At 69.6% G+C, this 21,956-nt stretch carries 16 protein-coding genes, 2 tRNA genes and 4 pseudogenes; 15 read left to right on the top strand and 7 right to left on the bottom strand.

What is annotated here, in order from left to right; translation table 11 throughout:
- The first annotated feature begins 207 nt into the window (after positions 1-207).
- The 4 genes and pseudogenes from OG332_RS16405 (at position 208) to OG332_RS16390 (ending at position 3,359) form a co-directional block, all read left to right on the top strand.
- Complete coding sequence (locus OG332_RS16405) at positions 208-801, top strand: lytic polysaccharide monooxygenase auxiliary activity family 9 protein (protein WP_327419247.1); 594 nt, start codon at positions 208-210, stop codon at positions 799-801.
- Between the two features lie 26 nt (positions 802-827).
- The gene (locus OG332_RS16400; RefSeq protein ID WP_327414182.1) at positions 828-2,498 is read left to right on the top strand and encodes an AMP-binding protein; all 1,671 of its coding nucleotides are present in this window, start codon (positions 828-830) and stop codon (positions 2,496-2,498) included.
- Between the two features lie 575 nt (positions 2,499-3,073).
- Positions 3,074-3,256 (top strand): annotated as a pseudogene (locus OG332_RS16395) (LuxR C-terminal-related transcriptional regulator); the annotation flags it as partial.
- Between the two features lie 29 nt (positions 3,257-3,285).
- A tRNA-Lys gene (locus OG332_RS16390) sits at positions 3,286-3,359 on the top strand.
- Positions 3,360-3,440: 81 nt separating this feature from the next.
- On the opposite strand, the gene OG332_RS16385 is transcribed toward OG332_RS16390, so the two are convergent.
- Positions 3,441-4,199, bottom strand: a complete 759-nt coding sequence (locus OG332_RS16385) for an IclR family transcriptional regulator (protein WP_030718073.1) — start codon at positions 4,197-4,199, stop codon at positions 3,441-3,443.
- 229 nt (positions 4,200-4,428) lie between these two features.
- Between OG332_RS16385 and OG332_RS16380 the strand changes: the two genes are divergently transcribed.
- The 4 genes from OG332_RS16380 (at position 4,429) to OG332_RS16365 (ending at position 8,685) form a co-directional block, all read left to right on the top strand.
- Positions 4,429-5,544, top strand: coding sequence for an LLM class flavin-dependent oxidoreductase (locus OG332_RS16380; RefSeq protein ID WP_327414181.1), 1,116 nt, complete (start codon positions 4,429-4,431; stop codon positions 5,542-5,544).
- 254 nt (positions 5,545-5,798) lie between these two features.
- Positions 5,799-7,481, top strand: coding sequence for a glycosyl hydrolase family 18 protein (locus OG332_RS16375; RefSeq protein WP_327414180.1), 1,683 nt, complete (start codon positions 5,799-5,801; stop codon positions 7,479-7,481).
- Between the two features lie 159 nt (positions 7,482-7,640).
- The gene (locus OG332_RS16370; protein WP_327419246.1) at positions 7,641-8,489 is read left to right on the top strand and encodes a helix-turn-helix domain-containing protein; all 849 of its coding nucleotides are present in this window, start codon (positions 7,641-7,643) and stop codon (positions 8,487-8,489) included.
- Positions 8,449-8,685, top strand: a complete 237-nt coding sequence (locus OG332_RS16365; protein WP_327414179.1) for a DUF397 domain-containing protein — start codon at positions 8,449-8,451, stop codon at positions 8,683-8,685. The genes OG332_RS16370 and OG332_RS16365 overlap by 41 nt, the downstream gene beginning before the upstream one ends.
- 57 nt (positions 8,686-8,742) lie before the next feature.
- Here the strand turns inward: OG332_RS16365 and OG332_RS16360 are convergent, their stop codons facing one another.
- Positions 8,743-9,450, bottom strand: coding sequence for an ALF repeat-containing protein (locus tag OG332_RS16360; RefSeq protein WP_327414178.1), 708 nt, complete (start codon positions 9,448-9,450; stop codon positions 8,743-8,745).
- Between the two features lie 118 nt (positions 9,451-9,568).
- Positions 9,569-11,482 carry a putative bifunctional diguanylate cyclase/phosphodiesterase gene (locus OG332_RS16355; protein ID WP_327414177.1) on the bottom strand — a complete coding sequence of 638 codons (1,914 nt, stop codon included), beginning with the start codon at positions 11,480-11,482 and terminating at the stop codon, positions 9,569-9,571.
- A 345-nt stretch (positions 11,483-11,827) separates the two neighbouring features.
- Between OG332_RS16355 and OG332_RS16350 the strand changes: the two genes are divergently transcribed.
- Entirely contained in the window at positions 11,828-13,063 is a 1,236-nt protein-coding gene (locus OG332_RS16350; protein WP_327414176.1) for a M6 family metalloprotease domain-containing protein, read from the top strand.
- Positions 13,064-13,138: 75 nt separating this feature from the next.
- Here the strand turns inward: OG332_RS16350 and OG332_RS16345 are convergent.
- From OG332_RS16345 to OG332_RS16330, 4 genes and pseudogenes are all read right to left on the bottom strand, one after another.
- Positions 13,139-13,212 (bottom strand) — tRNA-Lys (locus tag OG332_RS16345).
- Positions 13,203-13,821 (bottom strand): annotated as a pseudogene (locus OG332_RS16340) (bifunctional DNA primase/polymerase). Before OG332_RS16340 ends, OG332_RS16345 begins: the two are co-directional and overlap by 10 nt.
- Before the next feature lie 221 nt (positions 13,822-14,042).
- Entirely contained in the window at positions 14,043-14,384 is a 342-nt protein-coding gene (locus tag OG332_RS16335) for a hypothetical protein (protein WP_327414175.1), read from the bottom strand.
- Positions 14,385-14,711: 327 nt separating this feature from the next.
- Positions 14,712-15,281, bottom strand: a complete 570-nt coding sequence (locus OG332_RS16330) for an NADPH-dependent FMN reductase (RefSeq protein ID WP_327414174.1) — start codon at positions 15,279-15,281, stop codon at positions 14,712-14,714.
- A gap of 113 nt (positions 15,282-15,394) precedes the next feature.
- On the opposite strand from OG332_RS16330, the gene OG332_RS16325 reads away from it, so the two are divergent.
- The 6 genes and pseudogenes from OG332_RS16325 to OG332_RS16300 form a co-directional block, all read left to right on the top strand.
- Positions 15,395-15,874, top strand: coding sequence for a MarR family winged helix-turn-helix transcriptional regulator (locus OG332_RS16325; protein ID WP_327414173.1), 480 nt, complete (start codon positions 15,395-15,397; stop codon positions 15,872-15,874).
- A gap of 7 nt (positions 15,875-15,881) precedes the next feature.
- A pseudogene (locus OG332_RS16320) lies at positions 15,882-16,286 on the top strand (XRE family transcriptional regulator); the annotation flags it as partial.
- A gap of 125 nt (positions 16,287-16,411) precedes the next feature.
- Entirely contained in the window at positions 16,412-18,088 is a 1,677-nt protein-coding gene (locus OG332_RS16315; protein WP_327414172.1) for a recombinase family protein, read from the top strand.
- 18 nt (positions 18,089-18,106) lie between these two features.
- Complete coding sequence (locus OG332_RS16310; protein ID WP_442816100.1) at positions 18,107-19,228, top strand: IS630 family transposase; 1,122 nt, start codon at positions 18,107-18,109, stop codon at positions 19,226-19,228.
- A gap of 374 nt (positions 19,229-19,602) precedes the next feature.
- Entirely contained in the window at positions 19,603-21,222 is a 1,620-nt protein-coding gene (locus OG332_RS16305) for an IS1634 family transposase (RefSeq protein WP_327414171.1), read from the top strand.
- A 21-nt stretch (positions 21,223-21,243) separates the two neighbouring features.
- Positions 21,244-21,918 (top strand): annotated as a pseudogene (locus OG332_RS16300) (XRE family transcriptional regulator); the annotation flags it as partial.
- Positions 21,919-21,956: the final 38 nt, after the last annotated feature.

Here is a 21,956-nt window from a genome sequence, read left to right as displayed (position 1 = left end):
TCCGGACGACGGGGCGGGGACGACGGGAACGGGTGGCCGGAAGCGACCGGACCACCCGTTCTCCCATTGGTATGGACATGGCCAACTCTCGTCAATAATCTGGGACTTGGTCTAGACCTGAAATCCCCACAGGTGCACACGCACACCCAGGCGCGCGCTCTCGTCGAACTCCCCCCACGTTCAAGGAGCATCATGCGTAACGTCCGCATGCCCGGACGGGCCGGCGTCGCCGCGCTCGGCCTCGGCCTCGTCGCCGGAATCACCCTCATGGGCGCCCCCAGCGCCAGCAGCCACGGCTACACCGACACCCCCATCAGCCGCCAGAAGCTCTGCGCCAACAAGACCGTCTCCGACTGCGGCGCCATCCAGTGGGAGCCGCAGAGCGTCGAGGGCTTCAAGGGCTTCCCGGCCGCCGGCCCCGCCGACGGCAAGATATGTTCCGGCGGGCTCTCGCAGTTCGCCGAGCTCGACAACCCGCGCGGTGGCGCCTGGCCCACCACCAGGGTGACCAGCGGGCAGAGCTACGCCTTCCGGTGGCAGTTCACCGCCAACCACTCCACCACCGACTTCAAGTACTACGTCACCAAGAACGGCTGGACCGGCACCAAGGCCCTCACCCGCGCCGACCTCGAACCCCAGCCGTTCCTCACCGTCGCCTACAACGGCGCCCGCCCCGCCATGACCACCGTCCACCAGGGAGCCATGCCGAGCGGCAAGAGCGGCCGACACCTGATCCTGGCCGTCTGGACCGTCAACGACACCCCGATGGCCTTCTACGCCTGCTCCGACATTCAATTCTGACGTATCGTCAGCTACCCTCCGGCGGCATGCGGACGACGACTGCACCCGAGACCGTCGCGGAGCTCATAGCGCGCCAATGGGGCGACCACCGGCCCGGGCTGAAACACGAAGGCGGTGTCCTCACCCACCACCGGACCGCCCAGGAGGCCGCCGCGCGCGCCGCGCTCCTCGTCGACCTCATGCCTCCGGGGGCCGAGCCGCACCTCGGGGTACTGCTCGACAACACCCCCGAGTTCCCGTTCTGGCTCGGCGCGGAGGCCCTGGCCGGGGCCGCCGTCGCCGGGATCAACCCCACCCGGCGCGGCCCCGAGCTGGCGCGCGACCTCCTGCACACCGACTGCCGGATCCTGATCACCGAGCGCGCCCACCTGCCGCTGCTGCGCGGGCTGGACCTGCCGGGCGTACGCATCCTGGTCACCGGAACCGAGGAGTACGAGGCCCTGCTCGCGCCCTACGCCGCGGCCAAACCCGGTGAGGCGGCCCTGAGCACCCCCGCCCCCGACTCCCGCCTCCTCCTCTACTTCACCTCCGGCTCCACCGGCGCCCCCAAGGCGGCCATCTGCACCCAAGGCCGGATGGCTGCGGCCGGTGCCTCCCTGGCCCGCCAGTTCTCCGTCACCCCGGACGACGTCCACTCCGTCTGCATGCCGCTCTTCCACGGCAACGCCGTCATCGCCGACTGGCTCCCCGCGCTCGTCGGCGGGGCCGCGGTGGCGCTGCGCCGGCGCTTCTCGGCCTCCGCGTTCCTGGACGACGTACGGGCGTACGGGGCCACCTACTTCACCTACGTCGGCCGGGCCATCCAGTACCTCCTGGCCACCGAGCCCCGCCCCGACGACCGCACCCACAGCCTGCGGCTCGGCTTCGGCACCGAGGCCGGGGCGGTGGACGCGGCGCGCTTCGCCGAGCGGTTCGGGGTCCGGCTGGTGGAGGGATACGGCGCCACCGAAGGCGGCGCCTCGGTCCAGCGGACCCCGGACACCCCGCCGGGCGCGCTGGGCCGGGCGGGCGCGGGGGACGACCTGGCGGTGGTCGACCCGGAGACGGGCGCGGAGTGCCCGGCGGCGGTACTGGACGGGGACGGCCGCCTGCTGAACGGCTCCGCGGCCATCGGCGAACTCGTCAACCGGGGCCGCAGCCTGTTCGAGGGCTACTGGAACAACCCGGCAGCGGAGGCCGACCGTACCCGGGACGGCTGGTACTGGACGGGAGACCTCTTCTTCCGCGACGCGGCGGGCTTCCTGTACTTCGCGGGCCGTACGGACGACCGGCTGCGGGTCGACAGCGAGAACCTCGCCGCGGCGGTGATCGAGAACATCCTGGCCCGCTGGGCCGACGCGGCGGCGGTCGCGGTCTACGCCGTCCCGGACGAGGTGGCGGGGGACCAGGTCATGGCCGCGGTGTCCCTCCGGGAGGGCGCGGTGTTCTCGCCGGCCTCCTTCGAGACCTTCCTCTCCGCGCAGCCGGACCTGGGCACGAAGATGTCCCCCCGCTACGTCCGCATCCTCCCGGCCATGCCGGTCAGGGCCACGAACAAGATCCACCGCGTCTCCCTCCGCCGAGCCGCCTTCCGCTGCGCGGACCCGGTCTGGCACCGGTCCCCTGCGGGGGGCTACGCCCTGCTGACCGAGGCCGATGTGGCCACCCTCCTCGCCAGGTACGAATCCCACGGCCGAACCGACCTCCTGAACCGCTGACAAGCCCGCCACCACCCCCGGGACGAGCCCGGCGGGGCTGCATTTCAGCCCCTCCGGCGTTTGAGGAGCGGGGTCTGGGGCGGAGCCCCAGGTCTTTCAGCCCGTCCGGCGTTCGAGGACCAGGTCCGGGCGGAGCCCGGGAAACGGGGAAAGGGCGGGGCGGGGAGAAGGCTCCGCGCAGCGGCCCCCACCCGGCCCGCGGCACGGCTCCGCGCCAGCGGTACCTGCACGGGCTCGGCCGCGCGGCTTCGCGTAGCGGGACCCACGCCAGCGGTGCCCGACCGGCTCGGGCGCGGGGTTCCGGGCAGCGGGGCCCGGGCCGGCTCGGCCGTGGGGTAGGGCCAGCGATACCTGTGGACGCCCCCTGGGGCCATGGTTCGCGCGGGCGGACCGCGGCTAGCGTGCACGCATGGATGACGCCCCGCGCAGCACCTGGCAGGCCCTGGCCCGCGGCCGCTACCTCCGCTCCGCCTTGCCCTGGCGAGCCGCAGGCTACCTCGCCGGCAGCACCCTCACCGGCCTCCCCGTCCTCCTCGCCCTCGTCCTCCTCGCCTGGGCCGGGCTGCGCTACCGCGGGGAAGTCGAACGGGGCCATCGCCCGCGATCTGGTGGTCTCCGAAGCGGCCGTCGGCAAACACATCGGGAACATCCTGGGAAAGCTCGACCTGCTGCCCGCCGAGGAGACCCACCGACGGGTCCTGGCGGTCCTCGCGTACCTCCGCGGCCAGGGCCGGTCCATTGGTTTTGAGCACCCCTGAGGACCAGGTAGTATTTTCTCTGTCAGCAGGCGCCGCTAGCTCAGTTGGTTAGAGCAGCTGACTCTTAATCAGCGGGTCCGGGGTTCGAGTCCCTGGCGGCGCACCTGTCCTTCGGACGGTTTCCGGTTCACCGGGAACCGCCCGAAGTGTTTTCCGGCCTGCGCACCGCCCGCCCGCCCCGCCGCTAGAGCGTGAGCGACAGCAGCAGCGGCGCGGCCTTCCGGTTCAGGGTGTCCGCCGCGGCGCGCAGCCGGTGTGCGTGCTCGACCGGCATCGACAGGGCCAGGCAGCCCACCGAGGCCCCGGCGGTGATCGGGACCGCCGCGCAGACCGTGCCCACGGCGTATTCCTGCAGGTCGAGCATCGGCACGGTGGCCGGCTGGGCGTCCAGCTTGGAGAAGAGGATCCGCTCGTTCACGATCGTCTTCGACGTGAGCCGGGCGATCTTGTGCCGGGACAGGTGGTCGCGCCGCCCGTTCAGGTCCAGCTGTGTGAGCAGGCACTTGCCGACCGCGCTGGCGTGCGCGGCGGAGCGGAAGTCGACCCATTCGTGCACCTTCGGGGTGCGCGGGCTGTCCGCGAACTGTGTGATCCTGACCTCGCCGTCCACGTACCGGCTGATGTAGACGGCAGCGCCGACGGAGTCGCGGAGCCGGTCCAGGGTCTCCTGCAGCTTGTCCGTGAGTGCTTGCTGTCGGTCGATGCCCGAGCCGAGCAGGACGAGGGAGTCCCCTATGGCGTAGGCGCCGTCGGACACCTGCAGGACATATCCCTCCCGGCGCAGCATGAGCAGCATCGGAGCGAGATGGACGGCGGGCAGGCCGGTCTCACGCGCGATCTGCACGTCGGTCACACCGCCGGTGTGCCGTGCGATCGTTTCGAGTACGCGTAGTGCGTACTGCACCGAGTGGAACGGCGCGGTCGGCTCGGGCTTCAGCGCCACGGTTTCCCCCTAGCAGGTTGTTACCGCTTGCCCTACCACGATAGCCATCAAGCGGCCCATGTGGAGCGCCTGTTGAGGAGATTGATGGCTCAATCAGGTCTCCCCGCCTGGATCTACTCCATTGGCATATGCCATGGTCACGCGCGCTGCCCCGGTCCGCCGGGAATGCCACGCCGCCGTCCACGGTTCGAATTCTTCGTACGGGCGACACGACGAGACGGGAGCGACGATGAGTGACAGCGGTGGCGCACATGGACAGCACGGCAGGAACGGCAGCATCCGGGGCGCCGCGCAGGGCACGGCAACCGTACCGCTCTCGGTCCTGGACCTCGTCACCGTCGGCGCCGGCAGCACCGCCCACGCGTCCCTGCGCACCAGCGTGGCCATCTCCCGGCTCGCCGAGTCCCGCGGCTACCACCGCCACTGGGTCGCCGAACACCACTCCATGCCCGGCGTCGCCAGCTCCTCGCCGGCCGTGATCCTGGCCCACCTCGCCGCGCACACCTCCCGCATCCGGCTCGGTTCGGGCGGGGTCATGCTGCCCAACCACGCCCCGCTCGCCATAGCCGAGCAGTTCGGCACCCTGGAGGCGCTCGCCCCGGGCCGGATCGACCTCGGGCTCGGCCGGGCCCCGGGCACCGACGGGCGCACCGCCGCCGCGCTGCGCGGGGCCGGGCGCCTCGACGAGGCCGCGGACGACTTCCCGCGGCAGCTCGTGGAGCTCACCCGCTTCCTCGACGACGACTTCCCGGACGGGCACCCGTACGCCCGCGTGCACGCCGTACCGGGCCCGGTGCAGGGACCCGCCGGGCGGCCGCCGCTGTGGCTGCTCGGCTCCTCCGGCTTCAGCGCCCGGCTCGCCGGCGAGCTCGGCCTGCCCTTCGCCTACGCCCACCACTTCTCGGCGGCCGGCACCCTGCCCGCGCTCGACCTCTACCGGCAGAGCTTCCGCCCCTCGGCCGTCCTGGACGCCCCGTACGCCGTCATCGGGGTCTCGGCGCTGGCCGCCGACAGCGACGCGGAGGCCCGCGCCCAGGTGCTCACGGGCGCACTGTCGATGCTGCGGCTGCGCACCGGGCGGCCCGGACTGGTTCCGACGCCGCAGGAGGCGGCGGCGTACCCCTTCTCCCCGGGGGAGCGGGAGTTCGTGAACGGCTGGCTCGCGAACATCGTCCACGGCACCCCCGACGAGGTCCGCACCGGACTGGACGACCTCGCGAAGCGGACGGGCGCGGACGAGCTGATGCTGACCGCCAACGCCCACGGCGGGGCGGCCCGGTTGCGCTCGTACGAGCTCGTCGCAGATGCGTACGACATGCCCGTGCAGGCGTCGACGGCCGACTGACCGCGTGCAAACGGGGTTTGGCTGGTTTGTTGACGAAACCTTGCGGGGGGATGTCTGAAGGCAGCCTTAAGCCGCTCGTCACCCGGGGTGGCGAGCGGTTTCTGATGTGCGCTCAGGTCTCTGACTTGGGGAGATGGCGCGAAAGTGGTCTAGTCCTTCTTTGGTCCGAACCATTGACGCCGGGCCGGAGCGATCGCTATCACTTCTCTCACCTGAACTTCTTGCTCTCTCCTCCCACCCCCACGGAGCAGTTCATGCACATCCGTAAACCCCTCATCGCAGCCGCCGCCACGGCCGCGCTGGCAGCCGGAGCGCTTGCCTCCTTCGCGGGACTCGGCACGGCCCAGGCCGCCGGCGCCGGAACCACCGCCGCGGCGGGCGGTGTCCGCATCGCCTACTACGACCAGTGGAGCGTGTACGGGAACGCCTTCTACCCCAAGCACCTCGACACCCGCGGCATAGCGGGCAAGCTGGACGTCATCAACTACTCGTTCGGCAACATCCACCCCACCGACCTCACCTGTTTCGAGGCGAACAAGGCGGCGGGCGACGACAACAACCCCAACGCCGGTGACGGCGCGGGCGACTCGTACGCCGACTACCAGAAGTCCTTCAGCGCGGCCGACAGCGTCAGCGGGGTCGCCGACAAGTGGGACCAGCCGATCGTCGGCGTCTTCAACCAGTTCAAGCAGTTGAAGGCCAAGTACCCGCACCTGAAGATCAACATCTCGCTCGGCGGCTGGACCTACTCGAAGTACTTCAGCGACGCGGCGAAGACCGACGCCTCCCGCAAGAAGCTCGTGTCCTCCTGCATCGACCAGTACATCAAGGGCAACCTGCCGGTCGAGGGCGGATTCGGCGGCCAGGGCGCCGCGGCCGGGATCTTCGACGGCATCGACATCGACTGGGAGTACCCGGGCTCGTCGGGCGGCCACCTCGGCAACCACTACGCCCCCGAGGACAAGCAGAACTTCACGCTCCTGCTCAAGGAGTTCCGCACCCAGCTCGACGCCTACGGCGCGGCCAACGGCGGCAAGAAGTACCTCCTGACCTCGGCCCTCCCGGCCGGCCAGGACAAGATCAAGTACATCGAGACGGACAAGATCGGCGCGTACCTCGACTACGCGAACATCATGACGTACGACATGCACGGCGCCTGGGACGGCGACGGGCCGACGTACCACCAGTCCCCGCTGTACTCCCCGGCCGGCGACCCCACCGACGTGATCGCCCCCGGCACCCAGAAGTACAGCATCGACAACGCCATCGACTCCTGGATCGACGGCAACCCGTCCTACGGCATCACGGGCGGCTTCCCCGCCAACAAGCTGACCCTGGGCTACGAGTTCTACTACCGCGGCTGGAAGGGCGTCCCCGCCGGGGCGAACAACGGCCTCGCCCAGTCCGCCACCGGCGCTTCGGGCGCCCGGCCCACCAGCCAGCAGGCCGGCATCGCCAACTACAAGGAGCTCGGCGGCCTCGTCGACAACCCGGCGACCACCTTCTGGGACGACCAGGCCAAGGCCTCGTACTTCTACAAGGACGGCGAGTTCTTCACCGGCCTGAACCAGAAGTCCATCCAGGCCCGGGTCGACTACGGCAAGCAGCGCGGCCTGGCCGGCGCGATGATGTACTCCCTGCTCGGCCTGGACAACAACACCACCCTGCTGAACCAGATCTCGGACGCGCTCGGCGGCGCCACGCAGCCGCCGGTCACCACGCCTCCGACGACCACCCCGCCCACCACGACCCCGCCGACCACGCAGCCTCCGACCGGCTGCGGATCGCTCCCGGCGTACGTCGCGGGCACCGTCTACACCGCCGGCAACGAGGTCTCCCACAACGGCCGCAAGTACAAGGCCCAGTGGTGGACGCAGAACGAGACGCCGGGCACCACCGGTGAATGGGGTGTCTGGAAGGACCTCGGCGCCTGCTGATCTCCCCCCACCCCGCGCCGAGCGACGCCTCCGCCCTGCCCCCTCTCTCCCGGGGGTGGGGCGGAGGTGTGTGACATGGTTGCCGGATTCGCGACACCGGTGTGTATTCGTGCCGCTACGCTCGGCGACAAGCTCGTTTCCGCTTGGGGGTGCCGTCTCATGGTTCAGGCCCGTGACATCGATCCCAGTGCCTCGCCGCTGGACTACTACGGCTTTGAGCTGCGCCGCCTGAGAGGGGAGGCGGGCCTGAAGCAGGCGCAGCTGGGCAGCATCATCTTCTGTACGGGTTCCCTGATCGGCATGATCGAGAACGGTCGGCGGGTACCGACTCGGGACTTCTCGGAACGGGTGGATGCTGCGCTCGGCACAGGTGGTGTGTTCTCCCGCCTGGTGGGTCTGGTCCTGCGGAGCCAGCTGCCGGCGTGGTTTCAGGCCTATGCGGAGATGGAGGCCAGGGCGACGCACATCTCCTCGTTCCAGCCTCAGTTGGTCTACGGGCTCCTGCAGACCGAGGCGTACGCGCGAGCGGTCCTCAAGGCGGGGTGGGGAGAGAAGCTCGACGAGGCGGTCGCCGCGAGGATGGAGCGGCAGCGCATCCTGACCCGGGAACGTCCGCCGCTCGTCTGGGTGGTGCTGGACGAAGCGGTGCTGCACCGGCCCTTCGGCGGCCGCGAAATAATGCGGGACCAGCTGAGCCACCTGCTGAAGTTCCGGGATTCCCGCGCGATGCGGATCCAGATCCTTCCCTTCAGCGCAGGCCATCACCCCGCCACTGTCGGGGCGTTCAACGTTCTCCGGTTCGAAGGCGACCCGGATATCGTCTATGCCGAGAGCTACGGTTCGGCTCATGTGACAGCGAATCCCGAGACGGCCAGCGACTGTGCACATCGCTACGACCATTTGCAGGCCGCAGCGCTCTCTCTGGAGGAATCGGCGGCTCTGATCGCCCGTGTAAGGGAGGAACGTTATGGAGACCATGCAGGACCTGACGGGCGTGCAGTGGCGTAAGTCGAGCTACAGCGGCGGGACCGGCGGAGACTGCGTCGAGTGCGCCCCTCTCGGCACCGTCGCCTGGCGCAAGGCCTCGTACAGCGGAACCACCGGCGGAGACGGCAAGGTCGCGGTCCGGGACTCCAAGCGACCCGACGGGCCCGCCTTCACGGTCGCCCCGGAGGCGTTCACCGCCTTCGTCCGGAGCCTCTGACCGTACGCCGAAGCGGCAGCCCTCCCCGAGGGCTGCCGCTTCGGGTCCGGCGGGCGGTCAGACCTGGTACTGGCCGACCGTGAGGAAGTGGCGCAGCTCCTCCGGGGTGCCGTTCAGCGCCTTCTCGGCCGCCGCGCGCAGCGCGTCGCTGATGCCCGGGCGGGCCAGGATCCGCACGACGTCCACGCGGTCGTCCTGGGCCCGGGCCAGGCGCAGGCCCGTCTTCAGGAAGGCGGTCCGGTCGGCCGCGGTGCCGTCCAGGGCCTTGTTGGCCTCGCGCTTCACGGCCTTGCCGGTGGACGGATTGGCGAACAGGACCTTGAGGATGGTGACCTTGTTGTCCTCGTCCTGGGCCTTCGCGAGGCCGGTGGCCAGGAACGCGACGCGGTCGGCGGCCGTGCCGTCCAGGGCCTTGTTGGCCTCGCGCCTGACCCCCTTGCCGGTCGCGGGGTCGGCCAGGAGCCTGAGGATGGTGACCTTGTTGTCCTCGTCCTGCGCCTTCGCGAGGCCGGTGGTCAGGAACGCCACGCGGTCCTCGGGGGTGCCGCTGAGGGCCTTGTTGGCTTCGCGGATCACGGCCTTGCCGCTCGCCGGATCGGCGAGGAGCTTGACGATGGCGAGGGCGTTCTCCGTGTCCGAGCCCACGACCGCGGCAGCGGCCGCCGGGACGGCGGCGGGCGCGGCGGCGAAGGACGGGGTGGAGAGCAGCAGGGCCGGCGCCAGGGCGCCTGCGGCAACGGCGAGGGCGGCTCGGGTCAGTTTCATGGGTCCCCCTGAATCGAATGACTGTCCGGTCGCGACAGCAAGAAGATCGTCACAAAGGGGCGTACCGCAGACAACTGCCCACGAGGCTAGGCCGTTCGGTTCCACCGCCGGGCGCATCTCACAGTCCGGGGCCCGCCGGGTGCGGGGCGGGCCCGTCGGGCTGAGCGGCGGCCTTCGCCGAGGACTTCTGCGACGCCGAGGACTTCTCCGAGCCCGCCGTCTGGCGCCCGATCATGCCGGCGATCACGTCCGGGGCCACCGCGCGCGAGAACAGCCAGCCCTGCCCGGTGTCGCAGCCGACGCGGCGCAGCCGGGCCGCCTGCCCGGCGGTCTCCACGCACTCCGCGGTCACCGTCAGACCCAGCCGGTGCGCGAGCTGGACCAGGGCCTCGACGATGGTCTCGTCGGCCGGGTTCGGGTGCGTGCCCTCCTCGTAGCGGAAGCCCCGTACGAAGGAGCCGTCCAGCTTCAGCACCGAGACCGGCAGCCGGCTGAGGTAGGCAAGGTTCGAGTACCCGGTGCCGAAGTCGTCGATCGCGATCCGCACGCCCATGTCGCTGAGCGCCTGCAAGGCCTGCAGCGGCCGGCCCGCGGAGCCCATCACGGCCGACTCGGTCAGCTCCAGCTGGAGCAGCTGCGGCGCCAGGCCCGTCTCGGCCAGGATCTCCGCCACGTCGCGCACCAGGTCGGAGTCCCACACCTGGCGCACGGCCACGTTCACCGACACGAAGACCGGCGCGTCGCTGGGCTGCTCGATCTGCCAGCGCCGCGCCTGCCTGCAGGCGGCGCGCAGCACCCACTGCCCCAACTGGACGATGGATCCGTCCTCTTCCGCAATTCCGATGAACCGATTCGGCGTGAGCGTGCCGAACTGCGGGTGGTTCCAGCGCACCAGGGCCTCGACCCCGCGCACCACACCGCTCTCCAGGTCCACCAGCGGCTGGTACTCCAGCTCGAACTCCCCGCACTCCACGGCCGGGCGCAGCGTCGAGGAGAGGGCCTGCCGGGTCATGCGGTGCGCGTTGCGCTCCGGGTCGAAGAGGGTCCAGCGGGCCTTCCCGTCGGCCTTGGCCCAGTACAGGGTCGTGTCGGCGGCCTGCATCAGCCCGGTCGCCGAGGTGCCGTCCGTGGCCCGCTCCACCACCCCGATCGACGCCGAGACCGACAGCCGCTGCCCGGCCAGGTCGAACGGCTCCTGTACGGCGGCCAGTACGCTCCGGGCCAGGTCCGCGAGCTGTTCGGTGCCGGTGGAGTCCTCGACCAGCAGGGCGAACTCGTCGCCGCCGAGCCGGGCGACCAGGTGCCCGCCGGTGCGCCCGTACCCGGACTGGTCGGCGCACTGGGTCAGCCGGGCCGCGACGGCGGTCAGCAGCCGGTCGCCGACGCGGTGGCCGAGGGTGTCGTTGACGGCCTTGAACCCGTCGAGGTCCAGGTAGCACAGCCCGATCCGGCCGGTGCCGCCGCCGTGCTCGTACGAGGAGGCCTCCAGGGCGGCGGAGAGCCGCTCGAAGAAGAGCGCCCGGTTGGGCAGCCGCGTGACCGGGTCGTGCATCTGCAGGTGGCGCAGCCGGGCCTGGAGGTCGCGCCGGTCGCTGATGTCGGAGACGGACAGCAGGACCTCCCCGGTCCCGGGTACGGGCCCCAGGGTGACCTCCGTCCACAGCGAGTGCCCGTCGGGGTGCTTGAGGCGGCGGGTGCAGCGCAGCCGGGCCTGCCGGCCGCGGAGCACCTCCTGGTACGCGGCCCAGGTGCGGGCCTCCGCGGCCAGGTCCACCAGGTCTGCGGCGCACTGGTGGACGAGGGCGTGCGGCTCGCTGCCCAGCAGTCCGGCGAAGGCCTCGTTCGCGGCGACGACGAAGCCGTCGCGGTCCACGACCGCCATGGCGAGGTGGGCCGCGTTGAAGGCGGCCCGGTAGTCGCGCCGCTCCGAATCGGCGCGCGACGGCACTGCCGGCACTGCCGGGTGACGCTCCGTAATGGCCGATCGGATGCTGTCGGCCGCCGAACCGGTTCCTTCTGAGGTTCCGCTCACCGTTGGCCCCGCAGTGTTCGTGAGTGTCCGTGCAGGAAAGTGTGCCGATCATAGAGGCTGCCGGGAGGCCCTATCCAGCGGCGTCGCCGCGTGAGGTGCCGGAGTTCGGCGTGATGACGGATCGTCGGACCAAGATCGCTTGATCGTTTCTGCGCGGCTGTGAACATGCGAAGCCCCTGACTGATCTCGGGTGATCGGTCGTGACGTTCTGTAGGCAGGTGCGTGAAGTCCGGGGGTCACCGGCTTGCCCCGTTGCTCACTCGTGTGGGGCAGCGGAACAGGGCATTAGTAAGACAATCGCCTCAAGGTGGCTAAATAGGCACGAATCCACCACCGGAGGTCGATGTGGCGCGACAGCAGACACCCGGGGGAGTGGACCGTTCCCGCATCCGAAGTACCGCTGCGGCGCTCACCTCCCTCACTGCGCTCGTCGCCATGTCGCTCGTCGCGGGACCCGCGGTGGCCGATCCCGGCGCCGGACCCTGCGCGCTGACCCGGACGGGGGCGCACCACTCGCTGGGCTTGGACAGCTGGAACGGCGCCTACCCCAAGCCCGAGCGCACACTCGATGCGGTCATGGTCTTCCTCTCCTTCCCCGACCACCGCAGCACCCTCACGACCTCGGCGATCGCCGGCGACTACTTCCCCGCCACCAGCGAGTTCTTCGAGCAGGCTTCGTACGGGCGGTTCCGGCTGGCCCCGCACCCGCAGAAGCAGTGGATCCGGATGCCCAAGCCGTCCACCGCGTACGGCATAAGGCGGGACTGGGCCCCCGGGGACCGGGCGGCCTACCTGAGGGACGCGGTCGCGGCCGCCGACGCCGAGGTGGACTTCGCCAAGTACGACGTCGTCTACTTCGTCGCCGACCCGGACGCGCCCGGGGTGGACTCCGACGCCACGAAGGTCGTCAACTTCGACCGCCCGATCGTCGCGGACGGCACCGAACTGCGGCGGATCGTCACCGTCTTCGAGCGGCACCCGCCGGACCGCAACGTGCTGGCCCACGAGACCGGCCACGTCTTCGACCTGCCCGACCTCTACCACCGGCCCACGGACGGCAAGGGCGACTGGGACACGTACGTGGGCGACTGGGACGTCATGGGCAGCCAGTTCGGGATGGCCCCGGACCTCTTCGCCTGGCACAAGTGGAAGCTGGGCTGGCTGGACGGCTCCCAGGTGGACTGCGTGCGGTCGGGCTCCTCGCTGCACACGCTCCAGCCGCTGGCGCAGGCCCCGCCGAGCGGCGGCACGGGCGGGACCCGGCTCGCGGTGATCCGTACGGGCCCCGGCAGCGCGATCGCCGTCGAGGCGCGGGGCTCCGCCGGCAACGACGGGGACACCTGCACGGAAGGGGTGCTGGTCTACCGGGTGCGCAACGAGGCGGCGTCCGGCGGCGGCCCCATCGAGGTGATGGACGCCCATCCGGACACGGAGGCGTGCTGGGACCGCTCGGTGTACCCGCCGCTCGCGGACGCGCCGCTGGAGGTGGGCGAGACGTACACCGTGCCGGGGGAGCGGATCACCATCGAGGTGGCGGACCGGACCCGGTCGGGCGCGTACACGGTGAAGATCACGACGTGATCGCGGGATGACCGCGGCGCGGCCGTGGCACGACGAAGAAGGCCCCCACTCGCGTGGGGGCCTTCTTCTCGTCTGTGCGCCGCCAGGGACTCGAACCCCGGACCCGCTGATTAAGAGTCAGCTGCTCTAACCAACTGAGCTAGCGGCGCTTGGTGACGAGGAAGACATTAGCAGGAGGATCGGCGGAACGAAAAATCGATATCCCCAGGTCCGGTCGGTGCGGGGCTGCGGGCCGCCCGTACGAAGGCCCAGAGCAGGGCCTCGGGCCCGGGAAGCCACGGCGTCCGCGCGTCGGGGGCGACCAGCCACCGGGAGGGGCCGGGGCCGGCGGCCAGCGGCGGCACGGTGACGGCGTCGCCGGGGCCGTGGCACAGGGGTGCCGGGGCGGTGCGGGAGCCTCCCCGCTCCTCCCACGCCAGCAGGGCCGGGAGCCGGTGGGCGGTGCCGGGGGCGGCGAAGAGCAGCATCCTGCCGCGGTGCACGGCGACCGGACCGGAGCCGGGGCCCTCGGCCCAGAGCAGGTCCAGGACGCGGCGCCCGAGGACGAGCGGAACGTTGACGACGTCGAAGGCGCTCCCGCAGGGCAGCGTGGCGGGCAGGCCGGGCCGGGCCTCCCAGAGCGCGAGGGTGCTCCCGGGGTGGGCGGATGCGGAGGCGAGCCAGGCAGCGCCCTGCGGGGTGACGTGGGTGGCGGGCGCGGTCCGCGCGGTCCGCGTGTCGAGGGCGGTGCAGCCGGGAGCCGTCGTCAGGGTCGTCATATGCCAGGTGTACCGGCCGTAGCGAGCCGGTTTCCGGGAGTTACCGGAAACCGGGACGCGGGGGGTGCGGCTGAGGTATGTTGCGCCCCGCATATGCCAGTCCGCTGTGCTTGGCCTCGATGGGCGTCCCGGGCTGCCCGTCGTTGCTGGGTGCGGCGCCGTTGCCGGGGGCCCGGGGCGGAGCACCAGGTCGCCCCGCGCAGCGGTCGGACCGGCTCCCGCTACGGCGTACCGGCGCTGCGCTGGAGGGATTCGCCGAACTCGATCATCTTCCGGGCGTAGTCCTCGGTCCACTCCGCCTGCTCGGCGATCACCGAGGGCGAGAGCCGGTCGAAGCGCCGCGGGTCCGCCAGCTGGGCCGCCGCCAGGGCCTGGAACTCCACGGCCCGGTCCTGGGCCGCCCGGAAGGCGAGGGCCAGCTCGGTCGCGCGGGTCAGCAGCTCCCGCGGGTCCTCGATCGATTCCAGGTCGAAGAAGTGCTCCGGGTCCCCCGCGGCCTCCGAGGGCTCGAAGAGGAGCGGCGCCGGCCGCAGCCGTCGCTCGGTCCGCTCGGGCTCTGCCATCCGTGTCCTCCTGCTGCGCGTGCGAAATGCTTCCGGGCCACCGTCCATTGTCCAACGCCACGCAAGACCCCACGCGATGGCATGGAACGCCTGTACGGCCGACGAGGTGCACGAGCAGGCCGACCGTCTCCGTGGCGGGGGAGTCGCACAGCTGATCGGTCGGCGCCGGCGGCGCGGCCCCGCCGGGTCACAGGGCGTTGAGGAGTGCGGCCTCCTCGGGGGGTGAGGCGGAGGGACCCCGCAGCGACGTTCTCGACCCGGTGGTCCGGGCCGTGCGGCGCGGGCCGGATGCGCACGCCGCGTACGACCACCCCGCCGGGAGCCTGCTCACGCCGTGACGGACTCCGCGGCGCGCTGCGCGGCCAGCGCGGCCACGTCGTCCAGCACGCCGGCCAGCTCGCCGGTGAGCGCCTCGGGGGCCTCGAAGCCCTCGGGCCCGATCAGCTTGGGGATGCCCGGGACCGCGACGGAGCGCTCGGCGGGCAGCATGCCGAGGCGGGTGAGCACCGGCAGCAGCATCTCGGCGGCCGGGACGCCGCCGGTGGGGCCGGCGCTGTAGCTGACGAGGCCGACCGCCTTGCCCTTCCACTCGTTGTAGAGGAAGTCGATGGCGTTCTTGAAGGGTGCGCTGAAGCCGCCGTTGTACATCGGCAGGACGAAGAGGAAGGCGTCGGCCGAGTCGACCAGGGCGCTCCAGTCGCGGGTGTGCTGGTGGGCGTAGTTGCCGGTCGAGGCGTATGCGGGCTCGTCGAGGAAGGGCAGCGCGATCTCGGCGAGGTCGACGGGGGTGACCTCGAAGCCGCCGTGCGCGCGGGCCTGCTCGGTGACCCAGTGGGCGAGGGGGCGGCCGGAGGAGGTGGGGCGGGTGGCGGCGGAGATGACGTGCAGGCGGGTCATGGAAGGAGCTCCCGGTCGATGGAGTTGTTGATGTGTCACCTATAAAACCCGCAAGGTGTGTGACGTGTCAACCAGATAGATGATGTGTCACCGACCTGGCTACAGTGGAAGGCATGACCCCCGCATCCGAGCCGCCCCGCTGGCTCACGGATCCCGAACAGGACGCCTGGTACGCGTGGCGGCGAATGTTCCCGCTGGTCAACGCGGAGATCGCGCGCGACCTCAGCCAGGACAGCGGGCTCTCCGAGGCCGACTACGACGTCCTGTCGGTGCTCGGCTCCACGGACGGCCACCGCATGCGGATCACGGCGCTGGCCGAACTGATGCAGTGGTCCCGCAGCCGGCTTTCCCACCAGCTCACCCGCATGGAGAAGCGCGGCGTCGTCCGCCGCGAGGAGGTGGCCGCGGACGGCCGGGGCGCGGAGGTCGTCCTCACCGGCACGGGCGTGGCCACGATCACGGAGGCGGCCCCCCTCCACGTGGAGTCGGTCCGCCGCCACCTGATCGACATCCTGACACCGGACCAACTCCGCACCCTGGCCGAGGTCGGCGAACTCCTCCGCGAACGCAAGGGCGCCAAGCGCAAGACCTGAGCCCCGGGCTGTGATGGGCAAGGCCCACGCCGCAGCACTCCGAGGTGACCGGGACTCGGCTCTGAAGCTCGCCGACCACGGGCGGCGCATCTTCGACGGAGCAGGCTCGTACGAACAGACCTCGGACCACGCCGTTCCCTGGTGGCGGATGAACGTCTTCCTGTCACTGCTGCTGGCCCGACTCGGTGATGAGAAGGGAGCCGTCAGCGCGCAGGAGGAAGCCCTTCGAGAGCTTCCCGAAACGCTTCCTCGCTTCCGTACCCACCTGGAGATGCACCGGGGTCTGATGCTGGCTCGGTCCGGTGACCGTGCGGGAGGGGTGGCGTATGCGCAGGCTGCCTTGGCTGCTCTGCCACCCGAGAAGCACTCCCTGACGCTGCGGATGCTCATGGATGAAGTGACCGGGCACTGAGGGCACCCGTAGCCCTATGGCCGCCATGAGACGCGGTGGTTGGACCAGAAATCCCACGTGGCCATCATCGCCTCCCAGCCGTCCAGTTACTTACCGAGGTAGCGCGCAACCGGTAGTCTGCGCCCATGACGACTGACACGAACCGCACCGAGCGGGTGCTCGGGATCCTGCGCCTCTCGCGCGATGTGGAGGGATCGACGAGCATCGAGCGGCAGCGCGAGGCGATCGAACATGCCGCCGCCCGGCCTGACCGTCACGCCCGCGTCGTGGCCTGGGCGGAAGACTCCGGGGTCTCGGGTGGGATGGACCCGTTCAAGCGCCCCGCGCTCGCCCCGTGGTTCGCCGAGCGCGCCGGGGAATGGGACACCCTCATGATCTACAAGATAGATCGGCTTTCCCGCAGGGTAGCCCATTTCTCGAAGGTGCTCGACTGGTGCCGCGAGAACGGAAAGACCATCATTTCCGTGTCCGAGGGAATCGACCTCAGCACACCGATGGGTACGGTATTCGCGCACATCATCGCGGCGTTCGCTCAGGGAGAGCTTGACACTATTCGAGGCCGCGTGGAGGCCGCCAAAGCGAAGCGGCATGCGGAAGGTTGGTGGATCGCAGGTCTGCCGCCATTCGGATACACGCTGGAACGCTTGGGCGACGGTAAAGGCAAATGGCTGGTTCAGAATCCCGAATATGCGGAGATGGCTCGCGGTTTCGCTAAGGCCGTCCTCGAAGGTCGGTCGCTGCGCTCGATGGCGAAAGAGCTGAACGAACGCAGGGTGCTTACCTGGCAGGACACCATTTCGGTGATGGCTGGCAAGCCTGCCAGGGGTTCGAAGTGGACGAGCGACAGCATTCGCGAGGTTCTGAAGAACCCTCGCATTGCCGGATTCTTCACCTACAAGGGAGAAGTGGTTGAAGACCCCGAAACGCTTAGGCCGGTCATGGTCACAGCTGAGCCGATCCTTGATGCGGCTACCTGGGAGAAGGTAGTTGCCCGCCTGGCTACGAATCAGCGCACTGCACGCACGACGAGGAGTAAGGCGATGCTTGTCGGTGTCGGGCGCTGCGGCGGTTGCGGTGGCGGTATCCAGAAAGCCGAGCGCACCATTACAAAGAAGACCGGCCCTACGGCCGGGGCAGAATACCGATACGTGTCTTACCGCTGCGCCAATAAAGCCCGGCACGGCATTTGCGGCCAAGGCCCTTTGCAGGTGCCTGCTGAGGCGCTGGAAGATTTCGTGACTGAATCCCTACTCGGAAACCTCGGCGACCTGCCGGTGATGGAACGTGTTGCGCTGACCGTCATTGATCCGAGTTTGGAGCTGAACAAGGTTACTGGCCGCCTGGCGATGTTGAACGAGGATTTCCTCGCTGGCGTATATGACAGCGAGGAGGAGGCGGAGCAGTACCGCACGATGCGCCGGAAGCTTGTCCGGCGCAGGGATGCTCTTAGGGGAGAGGCTGAGGCTTTCACGGAGCAGGCGAACACGTATCGTCCGACTGGGCAAACCTGGGCGGACATGTGGGCGGGGAAGACGGACGAGGAGCGTCAGGAGTTTCTGAAGCTCCACGGAGTGACGGTCAAGGTGTTCCGCGACATGGCGGAGCACTCGCGCTACTCGTTCTGGCTCGACCTGGGCGACATTCGCGGCATGGCTGCGGCTGCTGGCGTAACGGCGGACGTAAGCGCGGATGCGGGCGGAGTGGCCTATCAGGTGCCTGTGGAGGCTATAGAGGCTCTGACGGCCGACTCTGGCCTGTTGTGGGTCGATGGCAAGCTGACCGCTAGTGTCCTGCGCCAGTAGTTGATCGTTAGTTGTTGTGTGACTTCTGCTGCTGGTGCGTCTGTTCCTCGTCGGGGCCCGAAGCTGGAGCCGTTGCTGCTCTCTGCTGATGAGCGGGCGGCGTTGGAGCGGTGGACTCGTCGGGCGACATCGGCCCAGGCTCTGGCCCTGCGTGCTGGGATTGTGCTGGCGTGCGCCGGGCCGGAGGTGCCGCCGATCGTCGCGGTCGCACGGGATCTGCGGGTGACCGCGGACACGGTCCGCAAGTGGCGGCGACGGTTCCTGGCCGACCGGCTGGACGGGCTGGTCGACGAGCCCCGGCCCGGCCGGCCGCCCACCATCAGCGTCGACCAGGTGGAGAACGTCGTGGTCACGACACTGGAGGAACTCCCGAAGAACGCCACGCACTGGTCGCGCAAGTCGATGGCGGACCGCAGTGGCCTGTCGAAGTCGACGGTCGGCCGGATCTGGCGGAAGTTCCAGCTCAAGCCGCACCTGACGGACACGTTCAAGCTGTCGACGGACCCATTGTTCGTGGAGAAGGTCTACGACGTCGTCGGCCTGTACTTCAACCCGCCCGAGGGCGCGGTGGTGCTCTCGGTGGACGAGAAATCCCAGATCCAGGCCCTGGACCGGTCCCAGCCGGTCCTGCCGATAATGCCCGGCATGCCCGAGCGACGAACCCATGACTACGTCCGCAACGGCCTGACCACCTTGTTCGCTGCGTTCGATGTTGCCACTGGTGAGGTCATCAGTGCCCTGCACCGCCGACACCGGGCTGCCGAGTTCAAGAAGTTCCTGATCAGGATCGACAAAGAGGTGCCCGCGCATCTCCAGGTCCACCTGATCGTGGACAACTACGGCACCCACAAGACCCCGGCGATCAGGGCATGGCTGGCCAAACACCCCCGGTTCCAGCTGCACTTCACCCCGACCGGCTCCTCGTGGATCAACCAGGTCGAGCGGTGGTTCGGCTTCCTGGCCGACCAGATGATCCGCCGCGGCGCACACAAGAACGTCCAGGCCCTCGAAGCCGACATCCGCAAATGGGTCAAGAACTGGAACGAAGACCCCAAGCCGTTCATCTGGACCAAGACAGCCGAGGAGATCCTCGACTCCCTAGCCCGTTTCTGCCGACGAATCTCCGGCGCAGGACACTAGCTGTCCTTGAGGGTGAAGTGGACCGACGTACGTTCCTTACCGATGTTGCGGGGGCCTCGATAGCCCCTGTGGTGGCTTCAGAGCTGCTGTCCGCAGGATTTCGCCGCCCGGCTATCCGGCGGCCCTTCAGCAGACAGCTGGGAGGCCAAGCTCGCCACGTACGGGACCGAGTACATGTCGATGGGCGCGGCTGACATTCAGCGGCGCGTGTCGCGTGAGCTGGTGATCGTGCAGCAACAGCTAGATCCGTACTTCGCGGGTGGCTGAGTCAGGTGGAGTTGGTGTCTGGCCGTGTCCGGTCCGGGGGTGGCTGTGTTGATCCGGGTGTGACGAAGTCTTCCCGGTCCCCACGGCTGCGGACGGTGCGCCCGCGCATGGAATGTGTGGTCACCTCCGTGGTGGAGAAGCGTCTGGGCGCTCTGCCTGTCGCTGCCGAGTTTCTGCGCCGGCTTGATGTGGCCGGGACCGTCGACCGGCTGTGCCCGGGCCGCGACATCGCCCATGTGACGCACGGCCAGGTCATCGAGGTGCTGGTGGCCAACCGGCTGACCGCACCCGCACCCCTGTGGCGGGTGGACCGCTGGGCCCGGGAGTGGGCGGTGGAAGAAGTATTCGGAATTGAGGCGGAACTGCTCAACGACGACCGTCTGGGCCGGGCCCTGGACGCCATCGCCCCGCGGCTGAGAGAGCTCACCGACAGCATCGGGGCCCAGGCGATCGGCGAGTTCGGCATCGATGTGTCCACGTTCCACTGGGACATGACATCCATGTCGCTCTACGGCGCCTACCCGGCCGATGACCAGGACGAGGAGTATCCCCGCATCAGACACGGCCATCCCAAGGACCGCCGCTACGACCTCAAGCAGATCCAGACCGGCCTGGCGGTGACCGGCGACGGCGGTATCCCCCTGCTGTCCCGCGTCATCGACGGCGGAGCCGCGGAGATCTCCCAGATCACCGGCACCATGAACGCTCTGCGCGCGATGGCCGGACCGAAGAAGTTCCTGCTGATCGCCGACTCCAAGCTGATCTCATACGGCAACGTCACCGCCCTGATCGGGGCCGGGACCGATTTCATCGCCCCGGCCCCCGCTTCCAGGGTCGACGACGCCGTCTACGCCGCCCTCGACCTCGAGACGGCCACCGTCGTGGACTACACCCCCGCCCGCGACGAGAACACCCCCGCCGCAGCGCGTGAGACCTACCGGGTCCTGGAAGACATCCACCTTGTGACCGGGCCCCGCAAGAGCGATCCCCCGCTCCAGGTACGCCGGATCCTGGTGCACTCCACCGGCAACGCCAAAGGCCAGCAGCGGGCCCGCGAGAAACGCCTGGCCAAGGCCCGCGAAGACCTCGACAAGCTCCAGCACTCTGCCGGCGGCCGCTACTACAGCACCGCAGAGAAGATCGCCGCACGCCTCGGCGTGATCACCCGCACCCGCCGGGTCTCCGGCTGCCTGCACACCGAGATCACCACCGACGAAACCGGACGGCCCGCCCTGTCCTGGCACTTCGATCAGGACGTGCTCCAGGCCGAAGCCGCCGTCGACGGCTGGTACGCGCTGCTGACCACCCTCACCCCCGAACAGGCCGATCCCGGCGAAGTACTACGCCGCCACAAAGGCCAGGGCACCGTCGAGCGCCGATACAGCGACTTCAAGGGCCCCCTGGCCGTCACCCCTGTCTTCGTGCAGGACAACAAACGCGTCGCCGCACTGATCACAGTGATCTGCCTGGCCCTGCTGCTGTTCTGCCTGATCGAACGCCAGGTCCGCCGAGCCCTCGGCGGCGACCAGAAGATGCAGGGGCTCTACCCCGGCAACCAGAGGGTGCGGCCCACCGGCCGGATGATCCTCTACCACCTGTCCGACCTGCGGCTACGGGTCGGCAGCGCCACCGACCCACCCGTCATCGCCATCACCCGGGGCATCCAGCTCCACCTCCTCGACCTCCTCGGCCTGGAACCCACACATCCCCGCTGGCCAGAGACCTGAACGAACTACCCGCGAAGTACAGAGCTAGAAGAGCCCCGGCTGTGGTCCGTCGCGGCCCGGCTGATGACGCTGTACGCGAAGACCTTCCCGGGGTCGGATGGCACGAAGGCCGTGCACTGGTATCGCATGGCGGCCAAGTCGGCGGATGCATCCGAGAATGCCGACGCGCGCGTGTGGGTGCGCGGTAGAGCGGCCATCGCTCTTGGCTACGAGGGCGCATCTCTGCCCATCGCCGACGTTCTGGCCGACCAGGCCCTAGCGGTCACGGACAGGCCGTCTCTCGGCCTTCTGAATGCCGTGTACGGCAAGGCGCACGCCGCCGCCCTGAGAGGCGACAGAGCGACCGCTCTTGCCCTTGATGAGCGTGGCCGCCGGATGTTCGACAAGGCCGGTTCATATGAGCAGACCTCCGACTATGCCGTTCCGTGGTGGCGGCTCAACGTCTTTCGGTCGCTGCTGCTGGCCAGGCTGGGAGACGAGAAGGCGGCCGTGGAAGCTCAGGAGCAGGCGAGAGCCGAGCTTCCGGCGAGCCTGCCTCGGTTCGCGACGCACCTTGAGCTTCACCGGGGCCTCATGCTCGCGCGGTCCGGAGATAGCGCGGGGGGACTCGCCTACGCGGAGACTGCGATGTCAGCACTGCCGCCGGAGAAGCACAGCCTCACTCTGCGGATGCTGGTGAACGAAATCAAAGCCTAGGAAGCCAGCCCTGGGGCGGGGGCAAAGCCCTAGAGTCC

The organism is Streptomyces sp. NBC_01233, assembly GCF_035989305.1.
In the GTDB taxonomy this organism is placed as follows: domain Bacteria; phylum Actinomycetota; class Actinomycetes; order Streptomycetales; family Streptomycetaceae; genus Streptomyces.
Note: the sequence above shows the minus strand (reverse complement) of the source record. Positions and strands in the feature narration are given on the sequence as shown.

What these genes read in the sequence shown, in the direction of transcription:
- OG332_RS16405 (WP_327419247.1), top strand. Translation starts at nt 208, where the DNA reads ATGCCCGGACGGGCCGGCGTCGCCGCGCTCGGCCTCGGCCTCGTCGCC.
- OG332_RS16335 (WP_327414175.1), bottom strand. Translation starts at nt 14,384, where the DNA reads ATGGCAGAGCCCGAGCGGACCGAGCGACGGCTGCGGCCGGCGCCGCTC.
- OG332_RS16400 (WP_327414182.1), top strand. Translation starts at nt 828, where the DNA reads ATGCGGACGACGACTGCACCCGAGACCGTCGCGGAGCTCATAGCGCGC.
- OG332_RS16375 (WP_327414180.1), top strand. Translation starts at nt 5,799, where the DNA reads ATGCACATCCGTAAACCCCTCATCGCAGCCGCCGCCACGGCCGCGCTG.
- OG332_RS16325 (WP_327414173.1), top strand. Translation starts at nt 15,395, where the DNA reads ATGACCCCCGCATCCGAGCCGCCCCGCTGGCTCACGGATCCCGAACAG.
- OG332_RS16365 (WP_327414179.1), top strand. Translation starts at nt 8,449, where the DNA reads ATGGAGACCATGCAGGACCTGACGGGCGTGCAGTGGCGTAAGTCGAGC.
- OG332_RS16305 (WP_327414171.1), top strand. Translation starts at nt 19,603, where the DNA reads ATGGAATGTGTGGTCACCTCCGTGGTGGAGAAGCGTCTGGGCGCTCTG.
- OG332_RS16330 (WP_327414174.1), bottom strand. Translation starts at nt 15,281, where the DNA reads ATGACCCGCCTGCACGTCATCTCCGCCGCCACCCGCCCCACCTCCTCC.
- OG332_RS16360 (WP_327414178.1), bottom strand. Translation starts at nt 9,450, where the DNA reads ATGAAACTGACCCGAGCCGCCCTCGCCGTTGCCGCAGGCGCCCTGGCG.
- OG332_RS16315 (WP_327414172.1), top strand. Translation starts at nt 16,412, where the DNA reads ATGACGACTGACACGAACCGCACCGAGCGGGTGCTCGGGATCCTGCGC.
- OG332_RS16370 (WP_327419246.1), top strand. Translation starts at nt 7,641, where the DNA reads ATGGTTCAGGCCCGTGACATCGATCCCAGTGCCTCGCCGCTGGACTAC.
- OG332_RS16380 (WP_327414181.1), top strand. Translation starts at nt 4,429, where the DNA reads ATGAGTGACAGCGGTGGCGCACATGGACAGCACGGCAGGAACGGCAGC.